The following is a 15200-nucleotide window of genomic DNA, read 5'->3' on the forward strand; positions in this document are numbered from 1 at the left end:
TGTGAGATACTGGTCAAGTTTCCTGACTTCCGGTAAGATGATAGTTAGATTATGTAAGGGGAGGTCTTGTAATGACAAACGAAGAACTGCTTAAGCAATTGAGAGAAAAGGGATTTGAAGAAGTGCTGGAGCTGATCGAAGATGCACAAAGAGGGAATCTTGAGGAGCTGGAGCTTGTAAAGTCTCTTGGGTTATTACGTGATGAGGCATTAAATCAACAGGTATTACAACTTTTGGAAAATGAAGGTGTGAGCATTATCTATGTATCGGAGGATGACGTCTGATGCATTTTCAAGAAGAAAAAGAATCACCGGACGAAAAGAAAGAAGAGACTGAATTATCAACCACAGATTATGATCATCCTGATAATGACACAGATCCAAATGAAATCCGCCAAAATAGTGAGGGCAATATATTTAACAACGATGAATTCCGGGAAACAGATGAAACTTCGAATGATACAGAAGATAAAACAGACCCGGTTAAGGCGAAAGACCTTTATGAATCCGCTCCTTCTTACTTACATGGTGAACACAGACAGCTTCCGGAGCATTCACTCGCCTATAAAACACTCCATGCATGGCGCTTTGGTGCTGTAATTGAAGCGATATTTTTGTTTGTCTTTCCTGCCGCGTATTGGGGAGCATCACAATTTACGGCGTTGCCCACTTGGGGTTTTTATGCGCTTATCGGAATAACAATCGTCTGGGGCGTGTTCCATGTTTTTATATGGCAATCACTCAGCTGGTCTAGATGGAAATATCAAGTCTATGAAGATGAAGTTGAATTGATGTTCGGTGTCATCATTAAAAGACGGATAATTATTCCGATGATCAGAGTGCAGCATGTCGATACCAGACAGGGGCCAGTTCTTCGTTATCTTGGTTTGGCAAGTGTGACGATTTCAACTGCTGCGACGGTACATGAAGTACCAGGACTGACGATAGAGCGCGCAGATCAACTGAGAGATCAGATCGCTGAATTAGCACGGGAAGCTGATCCGGATGAATAATTGGAAAAGACAACATCCCGTTACGATTCTGGTTAATTTTTTTAATGCATTGAAACAAATGATTATTACACTTGTTGCTGTAGTGGTTATTGGCACATCTACTGAGTTCATAGTGCTGTTTTTCTTTTTGATACTGTTCTTCAGTGCGGTATCTGCAACGATCAGCTGGTGGAAATTTGAATACACACTGTTTCCTGAAGAACTGCAAGTCAAACAGGGGCTGATTTTTCGGAAAAATCGTTTCATCCGCAAAGAGCGTGTTCAAAGTATTGATTTAAATGCTCATTTAGTTCAACGATTATTTGGTCTTGTTGAAGTTCGTATTGAAACCGCGGGAGGAGGCAGTGAACCAGAATTCCGGCTTGTTGCATTGAAAAGGGACGAAGCTTTACAAATCAAAAAAGAATTACGGGAAAAAGGCCATTCTATTGACAAGTATGAAGAAACTGGAGTTGCTTCTGAGAAATCCAGTGACGAAAAGGTATTCGAAACAGGTGGCAAGGAGGAAAGTGACGACGGATTGATGGTCCCTTCCTGGGTGAAAAACTATTATGACGCTGAGGAAGAGGAAATTGATTACGACTGGGATGACTTGGATGAGGAAGAAATTAAAGCCGACTTTGAATGGAAGCTTACTTCTTCAAGATTAATTATCGCGGCCATGACCGCAAGTGGTGTAGGGTTGGCCGCAACGTTTGTTGCTGCAATTTCTTCACAGGCACCTCAGTTCCTCCCTGTTTGGATGTTTGATGCTGCTATCAGCTGGTTTTTAGCTTCCAGTGTGCTTTTTATTCTATCCATTATCTTTATGATTCTTCTTATTGCCTGGGTGTTTACAACCATTGGTGCAATTATTCGGTATGGGAAATTTACATTAAGACGATGGGGCAATGAAATCCATATGTCTCGTGGATTATTAGAGAAACGTCAACTGACGATCAAAGCGAATCGCGTAACCGCAGTCCGGATTGTACAAAATCCAATCAGACAGATGTTCGGGTTCTATTCAATTTATATTGAGAGCGCTGGTGGTGGTACAAAAGAAGAGGATTTGTCAACGATCCTGGTACCATTATGCCGTAAGCAGGAGGCAGCGGAAATATTGACTCAAACGCTTCCTGAATTCGCTTACGAAAGAACGTTTGAAGGACTTCCGGGTAAAAGTTTACGGAGGTATATTATTAAATTGTCGATCCCAGCACTGATTTTGGCAATTGTTGCAGCATACTATGTTCCATATGGGTGGCTGGCTTTTGCGCTCCCGATATTCGGCGCACTTCTGGGCTTTGTTCAGTACAAAGCTGCAGGAATCGGTTATCGAAACGATCATTTGCTTTTAAGGTACCGTATTATTGATAAAACAGAGATTCTTGTACCCAGGTTTCGAATTCAGGCAATGCAATCCAATCAAAATCCACTTCAGAAACTAGACGATCTATTTACCATACAAGTATCAGTTTTAAGCAGTATTATGGGAAAGAGCTTTTCTCTCCGACACATTCATTTCACACAACGAGAACGTGCTTTTTACTGGTACACTGATAAGTAATTATCATCACCTCAAAATAAACATTTCGTTGCACTTATACTCTAATCCTTTCAAGAGCTTAAACACTCCTGAAGTACAGGAAAGAGGCTGGGACAAAAAGATTTAGTCTAAATGAAAACACAAACGGTTATAAAATAATTAATTTACGTGTCAATCGAACACGAGACGCCTGTGGCGAATGTAGACTGGACACAGTGAGGTACAAACTGAAGTCGCCCAGATACCTTCAAATGGAAAACAAGAGCTGAAAAATCCACCGTCGGTGCTTTTTTGACGGTTCGTTAAGCTCCTCATGCGACGAGCATTGCGCAGGAGCAGAAGCCTTGCCCTCGGGAAGCGAAGTGTTCAATGGACACGGTTATAAGAAAATCCGGACAATATCATCATAATTGTCCGGATTTCTATTGCTTGTTATGCTTTTGTCTCATCCTCTTTCTGCACATTGGTTCTCAAGTTCAAGTTATGTTCTGAATGAATCAGAATGAGCTTCAGAGGAGTAAATAGTGACGATTCGTCCACCATTGTTATCGGTTAATTCGAAACGGTCATATGCAAAAGAGGGTGAACCATTTTGCTCTTTTCGTTCGTAAAAATGCTGTAAAACCGCGAGTTTATTATGACTGATAAATTTATAAAAACTCGTGCCGGTAAATTCTTTTTTGCGGTCATTCATGTCTACCATGCCAAGCATGGTATTATCAGGCATTTCAATATCAGAATGTTTAATCTGCAATGATGATAATGCTTTTTCAAGTGCTTTTTTTGCCAAAGGATCAAGTTCATTTCTGAATAGGACATAAAGGTTGAATTGATCATCTTTGATTCGAACCGTAGCACCTTCTTTTAAAGAAATATAATCGCCTTCATGTGTTTTGAATGTAAAGCCATCTTCATGCATAGCTGGTATATCTCGATCACGTTTCGGTATCAGAAATTCGAAAAACGAATTTTTCAGGTGAATAAATTCGTTCGTTGTACTGTGTACTAGCCCGTGATGACCATTCTTTTCTTTTAAAACAAAGTTATGCACTGCGTCTCGGTCTTCAAAAGGCCGTGTCACTTCCAGTTGATCATATCTCGACGAGAGCTCTTCCATTAAACGGCCGAAAAACAATTGTCTTGATTTCAAATGGTCATATAGCGCATCAACTGCGTTTAATAATGATTCATTATAGGAGCGTGATGCATTAAAATCTTCAGGAATCATGGTAATTTTCGTTCCTGAAACTTCTGCCATCTCATTCTCCCGGTACAAAGGTTCTCCAATGCGTTTGAAAGTAGATATGTCAGGGTATGTTTCGACAGTTTTTATGGCAAGATGACCGATCCAGGGCTGGTTTTCCCTCGGCTCTATTTTTTCAAGAATTCCTGAGTAGGTCCCTTTTGAACCTTCGTTAAGGATGACGCGCTGTTTCAGTAGATTTTTTGCTTCTTTTTTATTCATTCTATTACCTCACTTTATTTCTTTCAGAATCCAGTTTTCGAAAGCACTTTCGTTAGTATATCATTTATTTGTAATAGGTGTGTATCAGTTTTTTTATTCTTGATGATCGCTGTATTGATTATTCTCGTAACGAATACTGGTCAGTCTGAGCAGGTGATTCATCCGATCTACACGAGTAGACTGTAAATCATTTGCTTGTTCTTTTAAAAAAGAGTTCATGTTTTGAAGCGCATTGATTAATTCTCTCTGCTTTTCTTGACGCTGTGTTTCTGTTAATGAATAGTATGTTTGAATCAGATTAGGCAAATCATGCTGGGCCATCCGCTTTATATGATGTTTTTCTTCGATATCCAGAAGATGAAATTCTTCCAGGCACCTGTTGAATTCTCCAGCCAGTTTGTCAAGTTCACTTTGCAGAGCGGGATCATATTTTGAAAAGGCTCTTTGTGTATGATAGATAGACTGCTTAAGAGAATCGACCTGCTCATTATCTGTGCCGGGTGTTTGAACAGACTCTATTTCATTTTGATTTTCATGTTTTTTGTTTAATTCATCGAATGACTGAAGTGATTCACCGGACAGTGAGAGGTCAAGACGATGTAAATGGTGAAAAAGGGGCAGGAAATAGGAATGCCTGCGAATATTCCGGACATACGTGTTCCCGCTAAGTTGGTAATATATTGATGAATCGATCACTTTACCAAAGCCATTTTCCATTCGGACATGTTTTCTGAAGATAGTGATGAACACTTTCTTTTTAATTGCTGATGATGACTTGTTGGTATCAGCAAGCTCCAGGTGAATTTTTTTGGGTTTGATTTTTATTTTATACGAAAGACCATGGACGCTTCGTTTAAATGTTTTGTTCATTCTCGGTAATTCAGAAAGCGCAGCGAGGTCAGAAATGAACTCTTCAGCTTCATAGACGAATTCCCTTGTGTGCTGGTTCAGCAGGGCTGGTTCATCCAGTGGCTTCATATAATTTGGAAGGATGGGAAGCAGCCATTTTTGTTCCCAAAGTCTTTCTTGCCAGTTCATTGCTGTCACCTCAGTTTTCCGTGGATTCGCAAGAGCAGTATAAAATATGAATTAATTAAGCAGCTTTTGATCCATTTCTTTATTTAATTCATCCATTTCAGTGATGAATTTTTTACTGGATTCGATAATGCGTGTATTTGATTCTTCTGTCATCTGAATCGCAGCATATACATCTTCATATGCTTTTCTGAATGATTCCATTGCGATGGCAGGTTCTTCAAGTGTTTTCAAGGTTTCTTCGGTGTTCGATTTCAGCATTTCAGCATTTTTCAACAGCATATTTTCGGTTGACTTGTTAACATTTTGCACAGCATCGATGACTCTTCGCTGGTTGCTCAATGATAATTGAATCGATGCGGATACTGTAATGATATTTTTGGTCATCGTGATCGCGTTAAAGATCGCTTCCTCAAGTTTTTCGTTGTTTTCGACAATGATGTCTACACTGGCAAGAGACTGCTGGAGAACGAGAACAGTCTGTTGCATATTCTTAACCCTGGTCAGGACTTTCTGTTGGCCTTTTTGAACTGGGGATGGATCATCTTGCCATTCAGGTTTTTCCAACTCTTGCTCAAGCATGGTATGCAATTCTTTTCCGGACTCGATTTGACTGTTCAGTGCACTGATACGATCTTTTGCAACATCTTTAAGCTGATACATCATAACGGTGTCTTCTTGCAGCCGGTCTTTACCGTGAAGAAGAGCCTGAATAATAGTTTCTACTTCTGACTCAATGGTTTCATAGCGTTGTACATATTTCTCGAGGGGACTTTTCCGGGTGATCTTACTGAGAAACTGTTTAAATTTACCTTGTTGAAGGTAATTCGGTTCCAGGTCTGCAACGACTTCCTTTAATTTTCCGAGTTGATCCGGCAGGTCATTATTCTGGTCTTTCATCATGTCATTGACAGGTCTTTTCAGACTCTCGAGTGTTTCCCCTGCTTTTTCCTGTTCTTTCGTACCGAGTTCACCGATCGACCTTAGAATGTCCTGTATATCCCTCTCTTGACCGTGTTCATTGTTGTTTTGGTTGTCGGTCATTTATAACGCCTCCCATTCATGTTATTCTCTCAAGATGTAATTCTCACTTCATTATACAAGTAAGAATGTACCATCACAATGCAAAGGAGTTTTAACACACAAAGATCCTCCTCAGGACGTAGAAGTTATGCTAATATGGATGTAGATGAAAACGTTTGCGCTATCTGTTTATTTTGAATCACTGTTTATTACTGTTCAGGAGGCTGCGGCATGTCGATTCTTATTGCATTATCCATCATATTTTTTATTTTCATTTTTATTCATGCCATACGCTTTCTGTTACCAGAAAAGCTTGGCCGATTACTTTTTATTGCAAATTATCTTTTGTTTACACTCAGTTTGTCTTACTGGCTCGGTTTTGAATCTTTGATTTGGACTTCCTTTTTGATTTCATTTGCCTTGATCTCGTCATTCGTCTGGAAGGGTGCTTTACTGTCACTGATTATTCTTTTTGCAATTTTTACAATTGGTGATTTCCATCTGACTTATAATCCGTTCTTTTTATACGGTACTCATATTCTTTATACGCTGATCCTAGTCACTTTGTTTCATTACATGAATCATCAGACTAAGAGCAGAAGGAACATGAGGAGCTTTTTTTATCGTCAATCAAAAAACCTGCATGTCTTGCGAGAAGTATCGCTGGCATTACAAAGCACTTTACAACAGCATAAACTGATGCATATTTTTTTAACTGCTGTTACTGCAGGGTATGGTTTGGGTTTTAACCGTGCCATGATTTTTATTCGAAGTGAATCTGATCCTGATCGATTTTCAGGTAGAGCTGCCATTGGTCCTTTATCCATTGAAGAAGGACATGTCATTTGGGAAAATGTTGTATCACAGCGGCTGACTTTGCGCGATTTTATAAAACTGCAAAAAGAAGCCGAGGAAAATGACCAGGCATTAAATGCAAAAGTGAGGGAAACCCTTCTTCAGTTATCTGATAAAAGTGAAGGATTGCAGCACGTTGTTGAAAAGCGGGATCCTATGATTTTGAATGAAACTGATCACTATGACAGCTGCTCCATGATGAGAATGATGAAAAGTCAGTTTGGCGTCACTGAAATGGCTGCAGTCCCTTTGTTGACGAGAGGAAAAGTGATTGGCATCATGCTGATTGATAATATCGTAGATAGGAAATCTTTTACATATGAAGATCTTGATAACATCATGCCGCTCGCAACGCAGGGGGCGATGGCTGTTGAAAATGCCATGCTTTATGAACAAACGCAGGATCTCGTGATGACAGATGGTTTAACGGGACTTCGTAATAAAAGGTACTTGGAAGATGCAATTCCACTGCTGTTTGAAAGATCCGTTAAACAGAATACTTCAATCAGTGTGTTGATGATTGATTTGGATTATTTCAAGTCTTTCAATGATACACATGGTCATCTGATGGGCGATGAGATCCTGATTCAAGTTGCGCGTATCTTATCTGATCATACGCCAATACAAGGTGTATGTGTCAGGTTTGGTGGGGAAGAATTCGCAATGATTTTACCCGGAACAGGAGATAAAGAGGCAAATATCCTGGCGGAGTCAATCAGACAGGACATTGCAAACCACCCATTTGAAGGAGCAGAACAGCAACCGTTGGGACATCTCTCAACCAGTATCGGAATTTGTACTTATCCTGGCGTTTCGAATAGCCTGGATGACCTGATTGATAAAGCTGATCAGGCAGTTTATCGATCAAAAGATCGTGGCAGAAATTGTGTAACAATTTATGGAGACGATCGGGGGGAGGAAGATCTATGATACCTTATGGTTTGATTCTCGTCATGCTGGCCTTAATAATCAGTATTGTTCTGAGCAGGGTGACACAAAAAATTGTTCTTATGAAAAAATGCGAGCGATTATTAAAACAGATATCTGTTCAGATTGAATCTATTCACTTCTCCTTCGAGGAAATGACATACTTTATTTCCCTGCCCAATCGAAATCCCGAGATATACGATGCAGAGGCAATTCAATACAGGACACATGTGGAATATGATGGTCTTATTTTCCCGGAAATCAGAGGATTAATGATAGAATTGAATATTGATGGGGAAGACCATCAGATTGCTTATATGTCATTGGACCTGTTGAGAATTCCTATACTCGAACGATGGCAATATGAAAAAAGAATTTCAAGTCAGGAATATCATGAACTCAGAGCTGCAGTATTGATGCACAGCAACACGTCAAAACTTTTTGTTCAGGAAGTAATCAGACAGATTCAACGGGATGATCGGATTCTGTTCCTTGATGAAGACCTAGTCAAGTAATTTTGTAAAAGAGGTGAGGTTTGTGTGCATTATAGGGCTTTCAATTAATGAATCTTCACGTTTCCCTTTCGTCTTATGGGCAAATCGGGATGAATTGTATCAAAGGCCATCTACAGAAATTTATTACCGGCCGTCAGAACCCAGGTATATCGGTGGAAAAGACCTTGAAAGAGGAGGAAGCTGGCTGGGTGTTCATCCTCACACGGGGGACATTGCTGTCGTAACCAATATACGAGAAGGTTTAACCGAAAAAAAAAGCGCCCTCTCAAGAGGGCAGTTAATTGACAGGTTCATGGAAAACAAAATGGAATCGTTCAGTATCTCTGATCGTGAACAGTTTAACGGCTTCAATCTCATCTTTGGCAACATCAGGACTGGTTTATTTCATACTTCAAGCCGAATGCGAACTAATATAGCAATCTCGGATGGGATACAGGGGATAAGTAATGGAGACCTGAACGAACCATGGCCGAAAACCGAGCGATTAAAATCTTTGATGAGACAGGTTGATCCCAAGTGGTCAGCGCTTGAAATGATCCAGACAGGATTCAGCGTTTTAGGTGACACATCAGAAGCTCCCTTGAAAGATCTACCTGATACCGGAATCGATGAATCACTCGAGAAAAAACTGTCACCTATCAGAATTAATATTGATCAATATGGTACAGTTTGCAGTACAATTATCTTTATTGACGATACAGGCACACTTCATATTTGCGAATACCGCTATACAGATCATAAGTGCATGTATTATGCGTCCCCATTTCAACTATAAAAGAGTATTTTTTTACCGATAATCTGAACAGTTTGGGCAGATCCATGTTTTAAAGCTTCACCATCACCTTGCCATTCAACGTTCCGGTCGGGTTCCGCTGTTAATTGATCACTGTTGAACGTATCGACAAACGAAATCGATGTATGGGCCTTGATAAATACCGAAGGAACCGCAATGATCAATTTTTTTAATGTGATTCCATGAACAACGACAACATTCATTTGCCCATCGTCTGGTTTCGCTGAGGGACAAATAGGAATACCTCCACCATAATAGCTTGTGTTACCAAAAGCTGTGAGCCAAACATTCTTGTATTCTCTGATTGTTCCCATGTGGTCGACAATTTTCAAATTAAAAGGTTTAAATGACCTCACTTCCTGGAAAAAAGTTATGATATAAATAAATTTACCTAAAAACATTCGATTTAACCATTGTTTAATTCCCGATTCCCCAGTGCGAATTGCTGTTGAAGCATCAATACCGACACTTACGATGGTGGCTGTAAACTGATCTCCGGTTTTAATCAGGTCAATTGACTTTGCATCATTATTCAGAATTGTTTTCATTGCTTCAACTGGTTTTGAGGAGATGTTTAATCCTCTTGCAAGATCGTTGCCGGAGCCGGTTGGGATCAATCCAAAGGGAATAGTAAGATCGATGAATTCATTAATGACTGAGTGGATTGTTCCATCGCCTCCGATGACAATGATTCCTTTAATTTGTCCATGATAATGAGTACATGTTTCCTTAATTTGAGCCCATAGTATTGCTAAAGAGTCATCCATGTAAAATGGAATATCTTCAAAATTGCATGATGCTTTGAGCCTTTCATAAATGCGGATGTTTTTCCGCCTTCCGGACCGGGTATTTATTATCATGATATACATTAACTTCTCCTTAGCTTATTCATCTTGTAATACTCGTGACTATAGTATATCATTATTGGCGGATATAGAGGAAAAATGGAGGTAAATTGTACATGAAAGCAGCATTTGCAATAGCGACAGCAGGTATCTTAATGATCAGTGTATGGGGAACATTTTTATTTATGTTTTTTTCAGAACCTGACCATGCATCCTGGGCGGATAATCAACCTGAACGTTATCAGACAGAGTATGTGCGCGAAATCGGAAATATAAACACTTATTTAACGGACTCAGTTTCAACTGATGGTAAAGTTGAAGTTCGGAATGAATCGGAATCTTCGGATATTGTGAATTATCGCACAAATACATTGAAACCTTCAGATTATCCTGTAGTTAAGGAAGGAGATGGGATCGGTTACGGCGATGGCGTTTCAGTAGATGACCTTTTAGAAGTTCCAGAAAGCTTTGATAATTAAAATATGAACTTTATATGATAATTACGTCGTGCATGTAGTTTTCTTGGTCAAAGATGACTATAATGTATGTAGAAGGTCGATTCAACGGCCTGTTACGAGGAGGGACACTATGCTATCAAATATCGGTATTCCCGGGTTGATTTTGATTCTGGTCATTGCCTTAATCATTTTTGGACCGAAAAAATTGCCTGAAATCGGCAAAGCGATGGGTCAGACCTTAAAAGAATTCAAAAATTCGACTAAAGAGCTTACGTCGGAAGATGATGAAGAAACAAAACAATCGTCTAAAAAAGAAGAAACAGAAGAAGTTGAAGAAAGCGAAAAAAAATCCGATTCACAACTTTAATGAGACGAACTTGAAAAAGGTGTGAAGTGCAGCTTGCACGTCACATCTTTTTACTCTTTAATGCAATGAAGGAGCGACGTGCTATGGCAGATCAGGATCAAAGTATGAATCTATTGGATCATCTTGATGAATTAAGAAAACGTCTGATGATCGTCGTTGGAGCTTTTTTACTCTTTTTTATAGGGATTTTTATTTTTGTCAGAGATATCTATGACTGGTTCACAAAGGATCTTGAGATGACATTAGCAGTTCTTGGTCCACTGGATATCATTATTATTTATTTTATGCTTGCTGCAGTTTTAGCACTTGCTTTGACTGTTCCAGTGCTGATTCTTCAGATCTGGTTGTTTGTGAAACCGGCTTTAACTAAAAAAGAACAAAAAGCAACAATCATATACATACCTGCTTCCTTCGTATTGTTTGCAGGTGGACTGGCTTTTGGTTATTTTGTCGTAATGCCTATCGTTTTAAGTTTCCTTCTGGAATTAGGTGCAGGTACTTTTCAAACCATGTTTACTGCCGATAAATATTTCCAATTTATTCTTCGGATGACATTACCATTCAGTATTTTGTTTGAAATGCCATTGGTGGTCATGTTTCTCACAAGTATTGGTGTGATTACTCCACAAGGAATGCGTGCTAATCGAAAGTATGCTTATTTTGCATTGATTGTTGTCAGTGTGCTGATTTCTCCACCCGACTTTGTTTCTGATATTCTTGTAATTGTGCCATTATTGTTTCTCTATGAGGTCAGTATCAATATGTCTGTCCTGGTATTCAGAAGAAAAAAGAAAAAAGAACGAGAGCGGGAAAAGGAATTGGAGTCCTGATGATCCTGTAGAAGTGCCTTGAATTAAATAATAAACAGGAGGGAACATCCTGATCGGAGGATGTTCCCTCCTGTTATTAATGATAACTATTGGACTTCACTGCAAATTAACAGTGAAGTTCGTTAAATGTCCACAATATTTTCATAAGATATACACCTTCAGCGGCTAATTTTAGTGCACAATAAGATATAGGATGTCATTGGAAAATGAGGTGAGGATTCATGTTTACCAAATGGGTTGATATAAAGCGAATACTAATCAGTATAATTATCACTGCAATTGCTGGAGCAACTGCGTTTTTCTACTGCCATACTTTTGGAATCGGTTATGTGGCATTTCAAAATGACCTTTGGACGTGGATGACATTTTTGTGCTTTACTGCTGCTGTCTACTTTGTCAGTATCCTGTTTGCAAAATTGCATTTATCCCTTATGGCTAAACTGATTTCGATGTTCTTTTATTTTTTCCTGCTTATCTGGAGTGCACAAGGATTGATTCATGCAATTTTTCTAACTGAGCTGGCAGGGTCTGAAGCACTGTTTGTCCCGTTGTTGCTGGCAGTTGTGTTATCTATTTTGATTACGTTGCTTTTACCGGATTCAGGTCGTGAGAATACCCCTGTATTGGAATCATTTAAAGCTTATTTTGAAAGCAGAACAACACTTCAATGGGTGATGAGAATTGTAACTGCAACAGTCTTGTTATTTACTACTTATTTTTTGTTGAATTATTTAATGTTTCCATTTATTGAACCCTATTATTCAATGAGTTCCTCGGCATTCATTCTTTCTGAGAATAGTTTCATGATTTCAAGCGCAGGTATGTTTGTACACGCATTATTAATGTTGATTGTCTTTTTACCGTTGTTTGCTTTGTGGAAAGGTTCAAAATCAAGTTTGTTATTCTGGTTAGGATTTCCATTATTTCTTTTGATTGCAATGCAATCATTTGTGCTTTACAGCGAATGGCCACTTGGTTTTCGATTTCCATTATTCGTCCATTTAACATTAACAATGTATATCCAGGCGATTATACTGGTTCAATTATTTTATAAACCCAAAGGAGAGGAAATTGAAGATCAACTTCTTCCGGCAATATGGTCTTGGTAATCCAATACAAATAAAAATCCGAACCGGAAATGGAATCGGTTCGGATTTTTTATGATCATCAGACTTTATGTTCAGAGAGATTCAAATAACGGATTTCGGGATTGGCCATCATTGTTTCCAATGCTTTGACGATTTGCTCAACTGATTTCTGGTTTTGGCAGTCGTAATAATCGATATCCAGATGAAGAATAGGGCATTCCGTAAAAGAGTGAATCCAATGCTGGTAGCGCTGGTAGAGGTCAAACCAGTATGATTCAGGTGTATTAATCTCCATTTCACGGCCTCTCTTATGAATGCGGTCGATAATACTTTCAAATTTCCCATCGATGAAGATCAAAACGTCCGGTTTAGGGAAGTAAGGGTTCATTACCATGGCTTCAAATAGAGAGTGATACGTATTAAAATCGCGATCAGACATATTACCCTGATCGTATTGTAACTTTGCAAAGATGCCAACGTCCTCATAAATACTGCGATCCTGCACATATCCTGTATTTTCTTCATGCATGTTTTTTTGTTGCTTAAATCGTTCTGCAAGAAAGTACATTTGCAGATGAAAAGACCATTTTTTGAAATCATGATAATAGTCTTCAAGATATGGGTTTCCATCGACTTTTTCAAAAGCGGGCTTGAATGATAAAGCTTCTGAGAGAACATTTGTCAGGCTTGATTTACCGGCACCAACTGTTCCGGCTAATGTAATCAAGGCATTCGATTTCAATTGATGATTTACAGGGTTAATCATTGTGGACAACTCCATTTCATGTTCAGAAGAGGTTAGTATTTGTCTTCAAGGCATCATCAATTAAATCAGTGATGCGCTTAAAATCTTCCGTATTTTTGACAAAGTCAATCTCATCACCATTAAAAGATAGCACAGGAACATGAGGGTAGACTCTTTGGTGATCTTTCATAAACTGTTGATAATCTGAGGATAATTGAGCCAAATAATCCGGATCCATGGATTGTTCCATAGAACGTCCGCGTTTTTTAATCCGGTCGAGCAGCGTAGGTAAGCTGGCATTTAAATATACAATCAGATTAGGTGTAGGCAATCCATCTGTCAGTATACTGTAAATGCGATCGTATTTTTCAAAATGGCGCTGTTTGAGCGTTTGTTTAGCAAACAGATGATTTTTAAAAATATGATAATCACTGACGACAGCTTGACCATTTTGGAGCAGTTTTTCATTGGTATCTTCAAGTTGTTTAAAACGATTGCAAAGGAAAAACATTTCCGTTTGGAAGCTCCATTCATTGTTATCTTCGTAGAATTTACTTAAAAAAGGGTTCTCATCGACGATCTCTTTTAATAATTCATACTGGTAGTGTTCTGCGATTTTGGTGGCGAGGGATGTTTTCCCCACACCGATTGGACCTTCTACAGCGATAAATGGTGCATCGAAATGATTCGACAACGATTCCACCTCCGGGTCAAGTGTTGTTCAAGCGTTTTTCATTCTATCACAGGTAGACCATGAAATCCTAGCTATTTTTAGCGACAGTCGGTTTCTTAACAAGAAGGGAATCTTGTAGTATGATAGAGGTATATGTTTGACATGAAGGGAAGGAGTGATAACATGAATAAAGTCAAAATTGTAACAGATTCAACATCGGATCTTCCATCAGAAGAAATCAAAGAACTTGGCGTGACAGTCGTCCCGTTAACTATTACGATCGATGGGACTTCCTACAAAGATGGTGTGGATATTACATCAAGCGAATTTGCTTCCATGCTCGTTAATGCAAAGGATATTCCGCAAAGTTCTCAGCCAGCCACGGGCGACTTTTTGAGCGTGTATTCAGATCTGTCGGAACAAGGATTTGATATTCTTTCGATCCACATGTCGAGTGGCATGAGCGGAACATTTCAGTCAGCGCAGACTGCTGCAGGGATGTCGGATGCAAATGTCACAGTGATTGATTCCGAATTTATTTCTGTTGCTCTTGGTTTCCAAATAAGGGAAGCGGCTGCCATGGCGAATAAGGGAAGTTCAGTTGATGAAATTGTTGATCGATTACAGAAAGTCAAAACGAATACATCTCTTTTTTTAATGGTCGACACACTGGATTATTTATTGAAAGGTGGAAGAATTGGCCGTGGTCGAGCCCTGGTCGGTTCTCTGTTGAAAATTAAACCTGTTGCGTCCCTTGATGACGGTGTATATACGCCAGTCACCAAAGTTCGTACATATTCGCAACTGGTTAAATTTTTCAAGGAAACCTACCAGAAAGAGGCGGAGGGAAGAGTCGTCAAAGGTATAGGAATTGCGCATATCGAAGCAGTTCAGCTTGCGCAACAGGTGAGGGACGCTTTGGCTGAACTATCCGGTTTTACAGATGTTTCAATTATCGAAACGACCCCCATTGTTAGCACCCACACAGGTCCCGGTGCGCTTGCGTTGATGTATTATTTTGAAGACGAATCCTGAAGTTGT

17 protein-coding genes are annotated in these 15200 nt (G+C 39.3%); 11 read left to right on the plus strand and 6 right to left on the minus strand.

What is annotated here, in order from left to right:
* Window positions 1–71 precede the first annotated feature (71 nt).
* Genes BBEV_RS07450 through BBEV_RS07460 form a run of 3 tightly spaced genes read left to right on the plus strand, consistent with a single transcriptional unit; the run spans window position 72 to window position 2561 of the window.
* Window positions 72–284, plus strand: coding sequence for a nucleoside triphosphate pyrophosphohydrolase family protein (locus BBEV_RS07450; protein WP_069364894.1), 213 nt, complete (start codon window positions 72–74; stop codon window positions 282–284).
* The gene (locus BBEV_RS17155) at window positions 284–1012 is read left to right on the plus strand and encodes a PH domain-containing protein (protein ID WP_084007284.1); all 729 of its coding nucleotides are present in this window, start codon (window positions 284–286) and stop codon (window positions 1010–1012) included. The genes BBEV_RS07450 and BBEV_RS17155 overlap by 1 nt, the downstream gene beginning before the upstream one ends.
* Window positions 1005–2561: a PH domain-containing protein gene (locus BBEV_RS07460; protein ID WP_069364895.1), complete on the plus strand. Its 1557-nt coding sequence runs from the start codon at window positions 1005–1007 to the stop codon at window positions 2559–2561. The genes BBEV_RS17155 and BBEV_RS07460 overlap by 8 nt, the downstream gene beginning before the upstream one ends.
* Window positions 2562–3021: 460 nt before the next feature.
* Here the strand turns inward: BBEV_RS07460 and BBEV_RS07465 are convergent, their stop codons facing one another.
* The 3 genes from BBEV_RS07465 to BBEV_RS07475 all read right to left on the minus strand — a co-directional run bounded on the left by BBEV_RS07465 (window position 3022) and on the right by BBEV_RS07475 (window position 6084).
* Window positions 3022–4005 (minus strand): DUF2777 family protein, encoded by a 984-nt coding sequence (locus BBEV_RS07465; RefSeq protein ID WP_069364896.1) that lies wholly within the window; start codon window positions 4003–4005, stop codon window positions 3022–3024.
* A 93-nt stretch (window positions 4006–4098) separates the two neighbouring features.
* On the minus strand, window positions 4099–5043 hold the full coding sequence (locus BBEV_RS07470) for a hypothetical protein (RefSeq protein ID WP_069364897.1): 945 nt from the start codon (window positions 5041–5043) through the stop codon (window positions 4099–4101).
* 51 nt (window positions 5044–5094) lie between these two features.
* Window positions 5095–6084 carry a toxic anion resistance protein gene (locus BBEV_RS07475; protein WP_069364898.1) on the minus strand — a complete coding sequence of 330 codons (990 nt, stop codon included), beginning with the start codon at window positions 6082–6084 and terminating at the stop codon, window positions 5095–5097.
* 210 nt (window positions 6085–6294) lie between these two features.
* Between BBEV_RS07475 and BBEV_RS07480 the strand changes: the two genes are divergently transcribed.
* From BBEV_RS07480 to BBEV_RS07490, 3 genes are read left to right on the plus strand one after another with little or no spacing between them, the layout of a single operon-like run.
* Window positions 6295–7848, plus strand: a complete 1554-nt coding sequence (locus BBEV_RS07480) for a GGDEF domain-containing protein (protein WP_069364899.1) — start codon at window positions 6295–6297, stop codon at window positions 7846–7848.
* On the plus strand, window positions 7845–8360 hold the full coding sequence (locus BBEV_RS07485; RefSeq protein WP_069364900.1) for a hypothetical protein: 516 nt from the start codon (window positions 7845–7847) through the stop codon (window positions 8358–8360). The genes BBEV_RS07480 and BBEV_RS07485 overlap by 4 nt, the downstream gene beginning before the upstream one ends.
* Before the next feature lie 22 nt (window positions 8361–8382).
* Window positions 8383–9135, plus strand: a complete 753-nt coding sequence (locus tag BBEV_RS07490) for an NRDE family protein (RefSeq protein WP_069364901.1) — start codon at window positions 8383–8385, stop codon at window positions 9133–9135.
* On the opposite strand, the gene BBEV_RS07495 is transcribed toward BBEV_RS07490, so the two are convergent.
* Window positions 9126–10022, minus strand: coding sequence for a diacylglycerol/lipid kinase family protein (locus tag BBEV_RS07495; RefSeq protein WP_069364902.1), 897 nt, complete (start codon window positions 10020–10022; stop codon window positions 9126–9128). The two genes, BBEV_RS07490 and BBEV_RS07495, sit on opposite strands and share 10 nt — an antisense overlap.
* 92 nt (window positions 10023–10114) lie before the next feature.
* Here BBEV_RS07495 and BBEV_RS07500 point away from each other — a divergent pair, with 92 nt between their 5' ends.
* The 4 genes from BBEV_RS07500 to BBEV_RS07515 all read left to right on the plus strand — a co-directional run bounded on the left by BBEV_RS07500 (window position 10115) and on the right by BBEV_RS07515 (window position 12762).
* A complete protein-coding gene (locus BBEV_RS07500; protein ID WP_069364903.1) occupies window positions 10115–10477 on the plus strand; it encodes a hypothetical protein in 363 nt (120 codons plus the stop codon).
* Window positions 10478–10586: 109 nt separating this feature from the next.
* Window positions 10587–10823 (plus strand): TatA/E family twin arginine-targeting protein translocase, encoded by a 237-nt coding sequence (locus tag BBEV_RS07505; RefSeq protein WP_069364904.1) that lies wholly within the window; start codon window positions 10587–10589, stop codon window positions 10821–10823.
* Between the two features lie 83 nt (window positions 10824–10906).
* On the plus strand, window positions 10907–11653 hold the full coding sequence (gene tatC, locus BBEV_RS07510; RefSeq protein ID WP_069364905.1) for a twin-arginine translocase subunit TatC: 747 nt from the start codon (window positions 10907–10909) through the stop codon (window positions 11651–11653).
* A 221-nt stretch (window positions 11654–11874) separates the two neighbouring features.
* Complete coding sequence (locus BBEV_RS07515; RefSeq protein ID WP_069364906.1) at window positions 11875–12762, plus strand: hypothetical protein; 888 nt, start codon at window positions 11875–11877, stop codon at window positions 12760–12762.
* A 58-nt stretch (window positions 12763–12820) separates the two neighbouring features.
* Here BBEV_RS07515 and BBEV_RS07520 read toward each other — a convergent pair whose 3' ends face one another.
* Together BBEV_RS07520 and BBEV_RS07525 are read right to left on the minus strand one after the other, a co-directional pair.
* Complete coding sequence (locus tag BBEV_RS07520; RefSeq protein WP_069364907.1) at window positions 12821–13507, minus strand: deoxynucleoside kinase; 687 nt, start codon at window positions 13505–13507, stop codon at window positions 12821–12823.
* Between the two features lie 22 nt (window positions 13508–13529).
* On the minus strand, window positions 13530–14180 hold the full coding sequence (locus tag BBEV_RS07525; RefSeq protein ID WP_069364908.1) for a deoxynucleoside kinase: 651 nt from the start codon (window positions 14178–14180) through the stop codon (window positions 13530–13532).
* Between the two features lie 162 nt (window positions 14181–14342).
* Between BBEV_RS07525 and BBEV_RS07530 the strand changes: the two genes are divergently transcribed.
* Window positions 14343–15194: a DegV family protein gene (locus BBEV_RS07530; RefSeq protein ID WP_069364909.1), complete on the plus strand. Its 852-nt coding sequence runs from the start codon at window positions 14343–14345 to the stop codon at window positions 15192–15194.
* Window positions 15195–15200 lie beyond the last annotated feature (6 nt).

Source organism: Salisediminibacterium beveridgei (assembly GCF_001721685.1).
Lineage (GTDB): Bacteria > Bacillota > Bacilli > Bacillales > Salisediminibacteriaceae > Salisediminibacterium > Salisediminibacterium beveridgei.

Excerpts from the sequence above, each read along its gene's own strand:
- BBEV_RS07460 (WP_069364895.1), top strand. The coding sequence starts at position 1,005 with ATGAATAATTGGAAAAGACAACATCCCGTTACGATTCTGGTTAATTTT.
- BBEV_RS07515 (WP_069364906.1), top strand. The coding sequence starts at position 11,875 with ATGTTTACCAAATGGGTTGATATAAAGCGAATACTAATCAGTATAATT.
- tatC (WP_069364905.1), top strand. The coding sequence starts at position 10,907 with ATGGCAGATCAGGATCAAAGTATGAATCTATTGGATCATCTTGATGAA.
- BBEV_RS07500 (WP_069364903.1), top strand. The coding sequence starts at position 10,115 with ATGAAAGCAGCATTTGCAATAGCGACAGCAGGTATCTTAATGATCAGT.
- BBEV_RS07475 (WP_069364898.1), bottom strand. The coding sequence starts at position 6,084 with ATGACCGACAACCAAAACAACAATGAACACGGTCAAGAGAGGGATATA.
- BBEV_RS07480 (WP_069364899.1), top strand. The coding sequence starts at position 6,295 with ATGTCGATTCTTATTGCATTATCCATCATATTTTTTATTTTCATTTTT.
- BBEV_RS07495 (WP_069364902.1), bottom strand. The coding sequence starts at position 10,022 with ATGTATATCATGATAATAAATACCCGGTCCGGAAGGCGGAAAAACATC.
- BBEV_RS07470 (WP_069364897.1), bottom strand. The coding sequence starts at position 5,043 with ATGAACTGGCAAGAAAGACTTTGGGAACAAAAATGGCTGCTTCCCATC.
- BBEV_RS07450 (WP_069364894.1), top strand. The coding sequence starts at position 72 with ATGACAAACGAAGAACTGCTTAAGCAATTGAGAGAAAAGGGATTTGAA.
- BBEV_RS07520 (WP_069364907.1), bottom strand. The coding sequence starts at position 13,507 with ATGATTAACCCTGTAAATCATCAATTGAAATCGAATGCCTTGATTACA.
- BBEV_RS07505 (WP_069364904.1), top strand. The coding sequence starts at position 10,587 with ATGCTATCAAATATCGGTATTCCCGGGTTGATTTTGATTCTGGTCATT.
- BBEV_RS07530 (WP_069364909.1), top strand. The coding sequence starts at position 14,343 with ATGAATAAAGTCAAAATTGTAACAGATTCAACATCGGATCTTCCATCA.
- BBEV_RS07465 (WP_069364896.1), bottom strand. The coding sequence starts at position 4,005 with ATGAATAAAAAAGAAGCAAAAAATCTACTGAAACAGCGCGTCATCCTT.
- BBEV_RS07485 (WP_069364900.1), top strand. The coding sequence starts at position 7,845 with ATGATACCTTATGGTTTGATTCTCGTCATGCTGGCCTTAATAATCAGT.
- BBEV_RS17155 (WP_084007284.1), top strand. The coding sequence starts at position 284 with ATGCATTTTCAAGAAGAAAAAGAATCACCGGACGAAAAGAAAGAAGAG.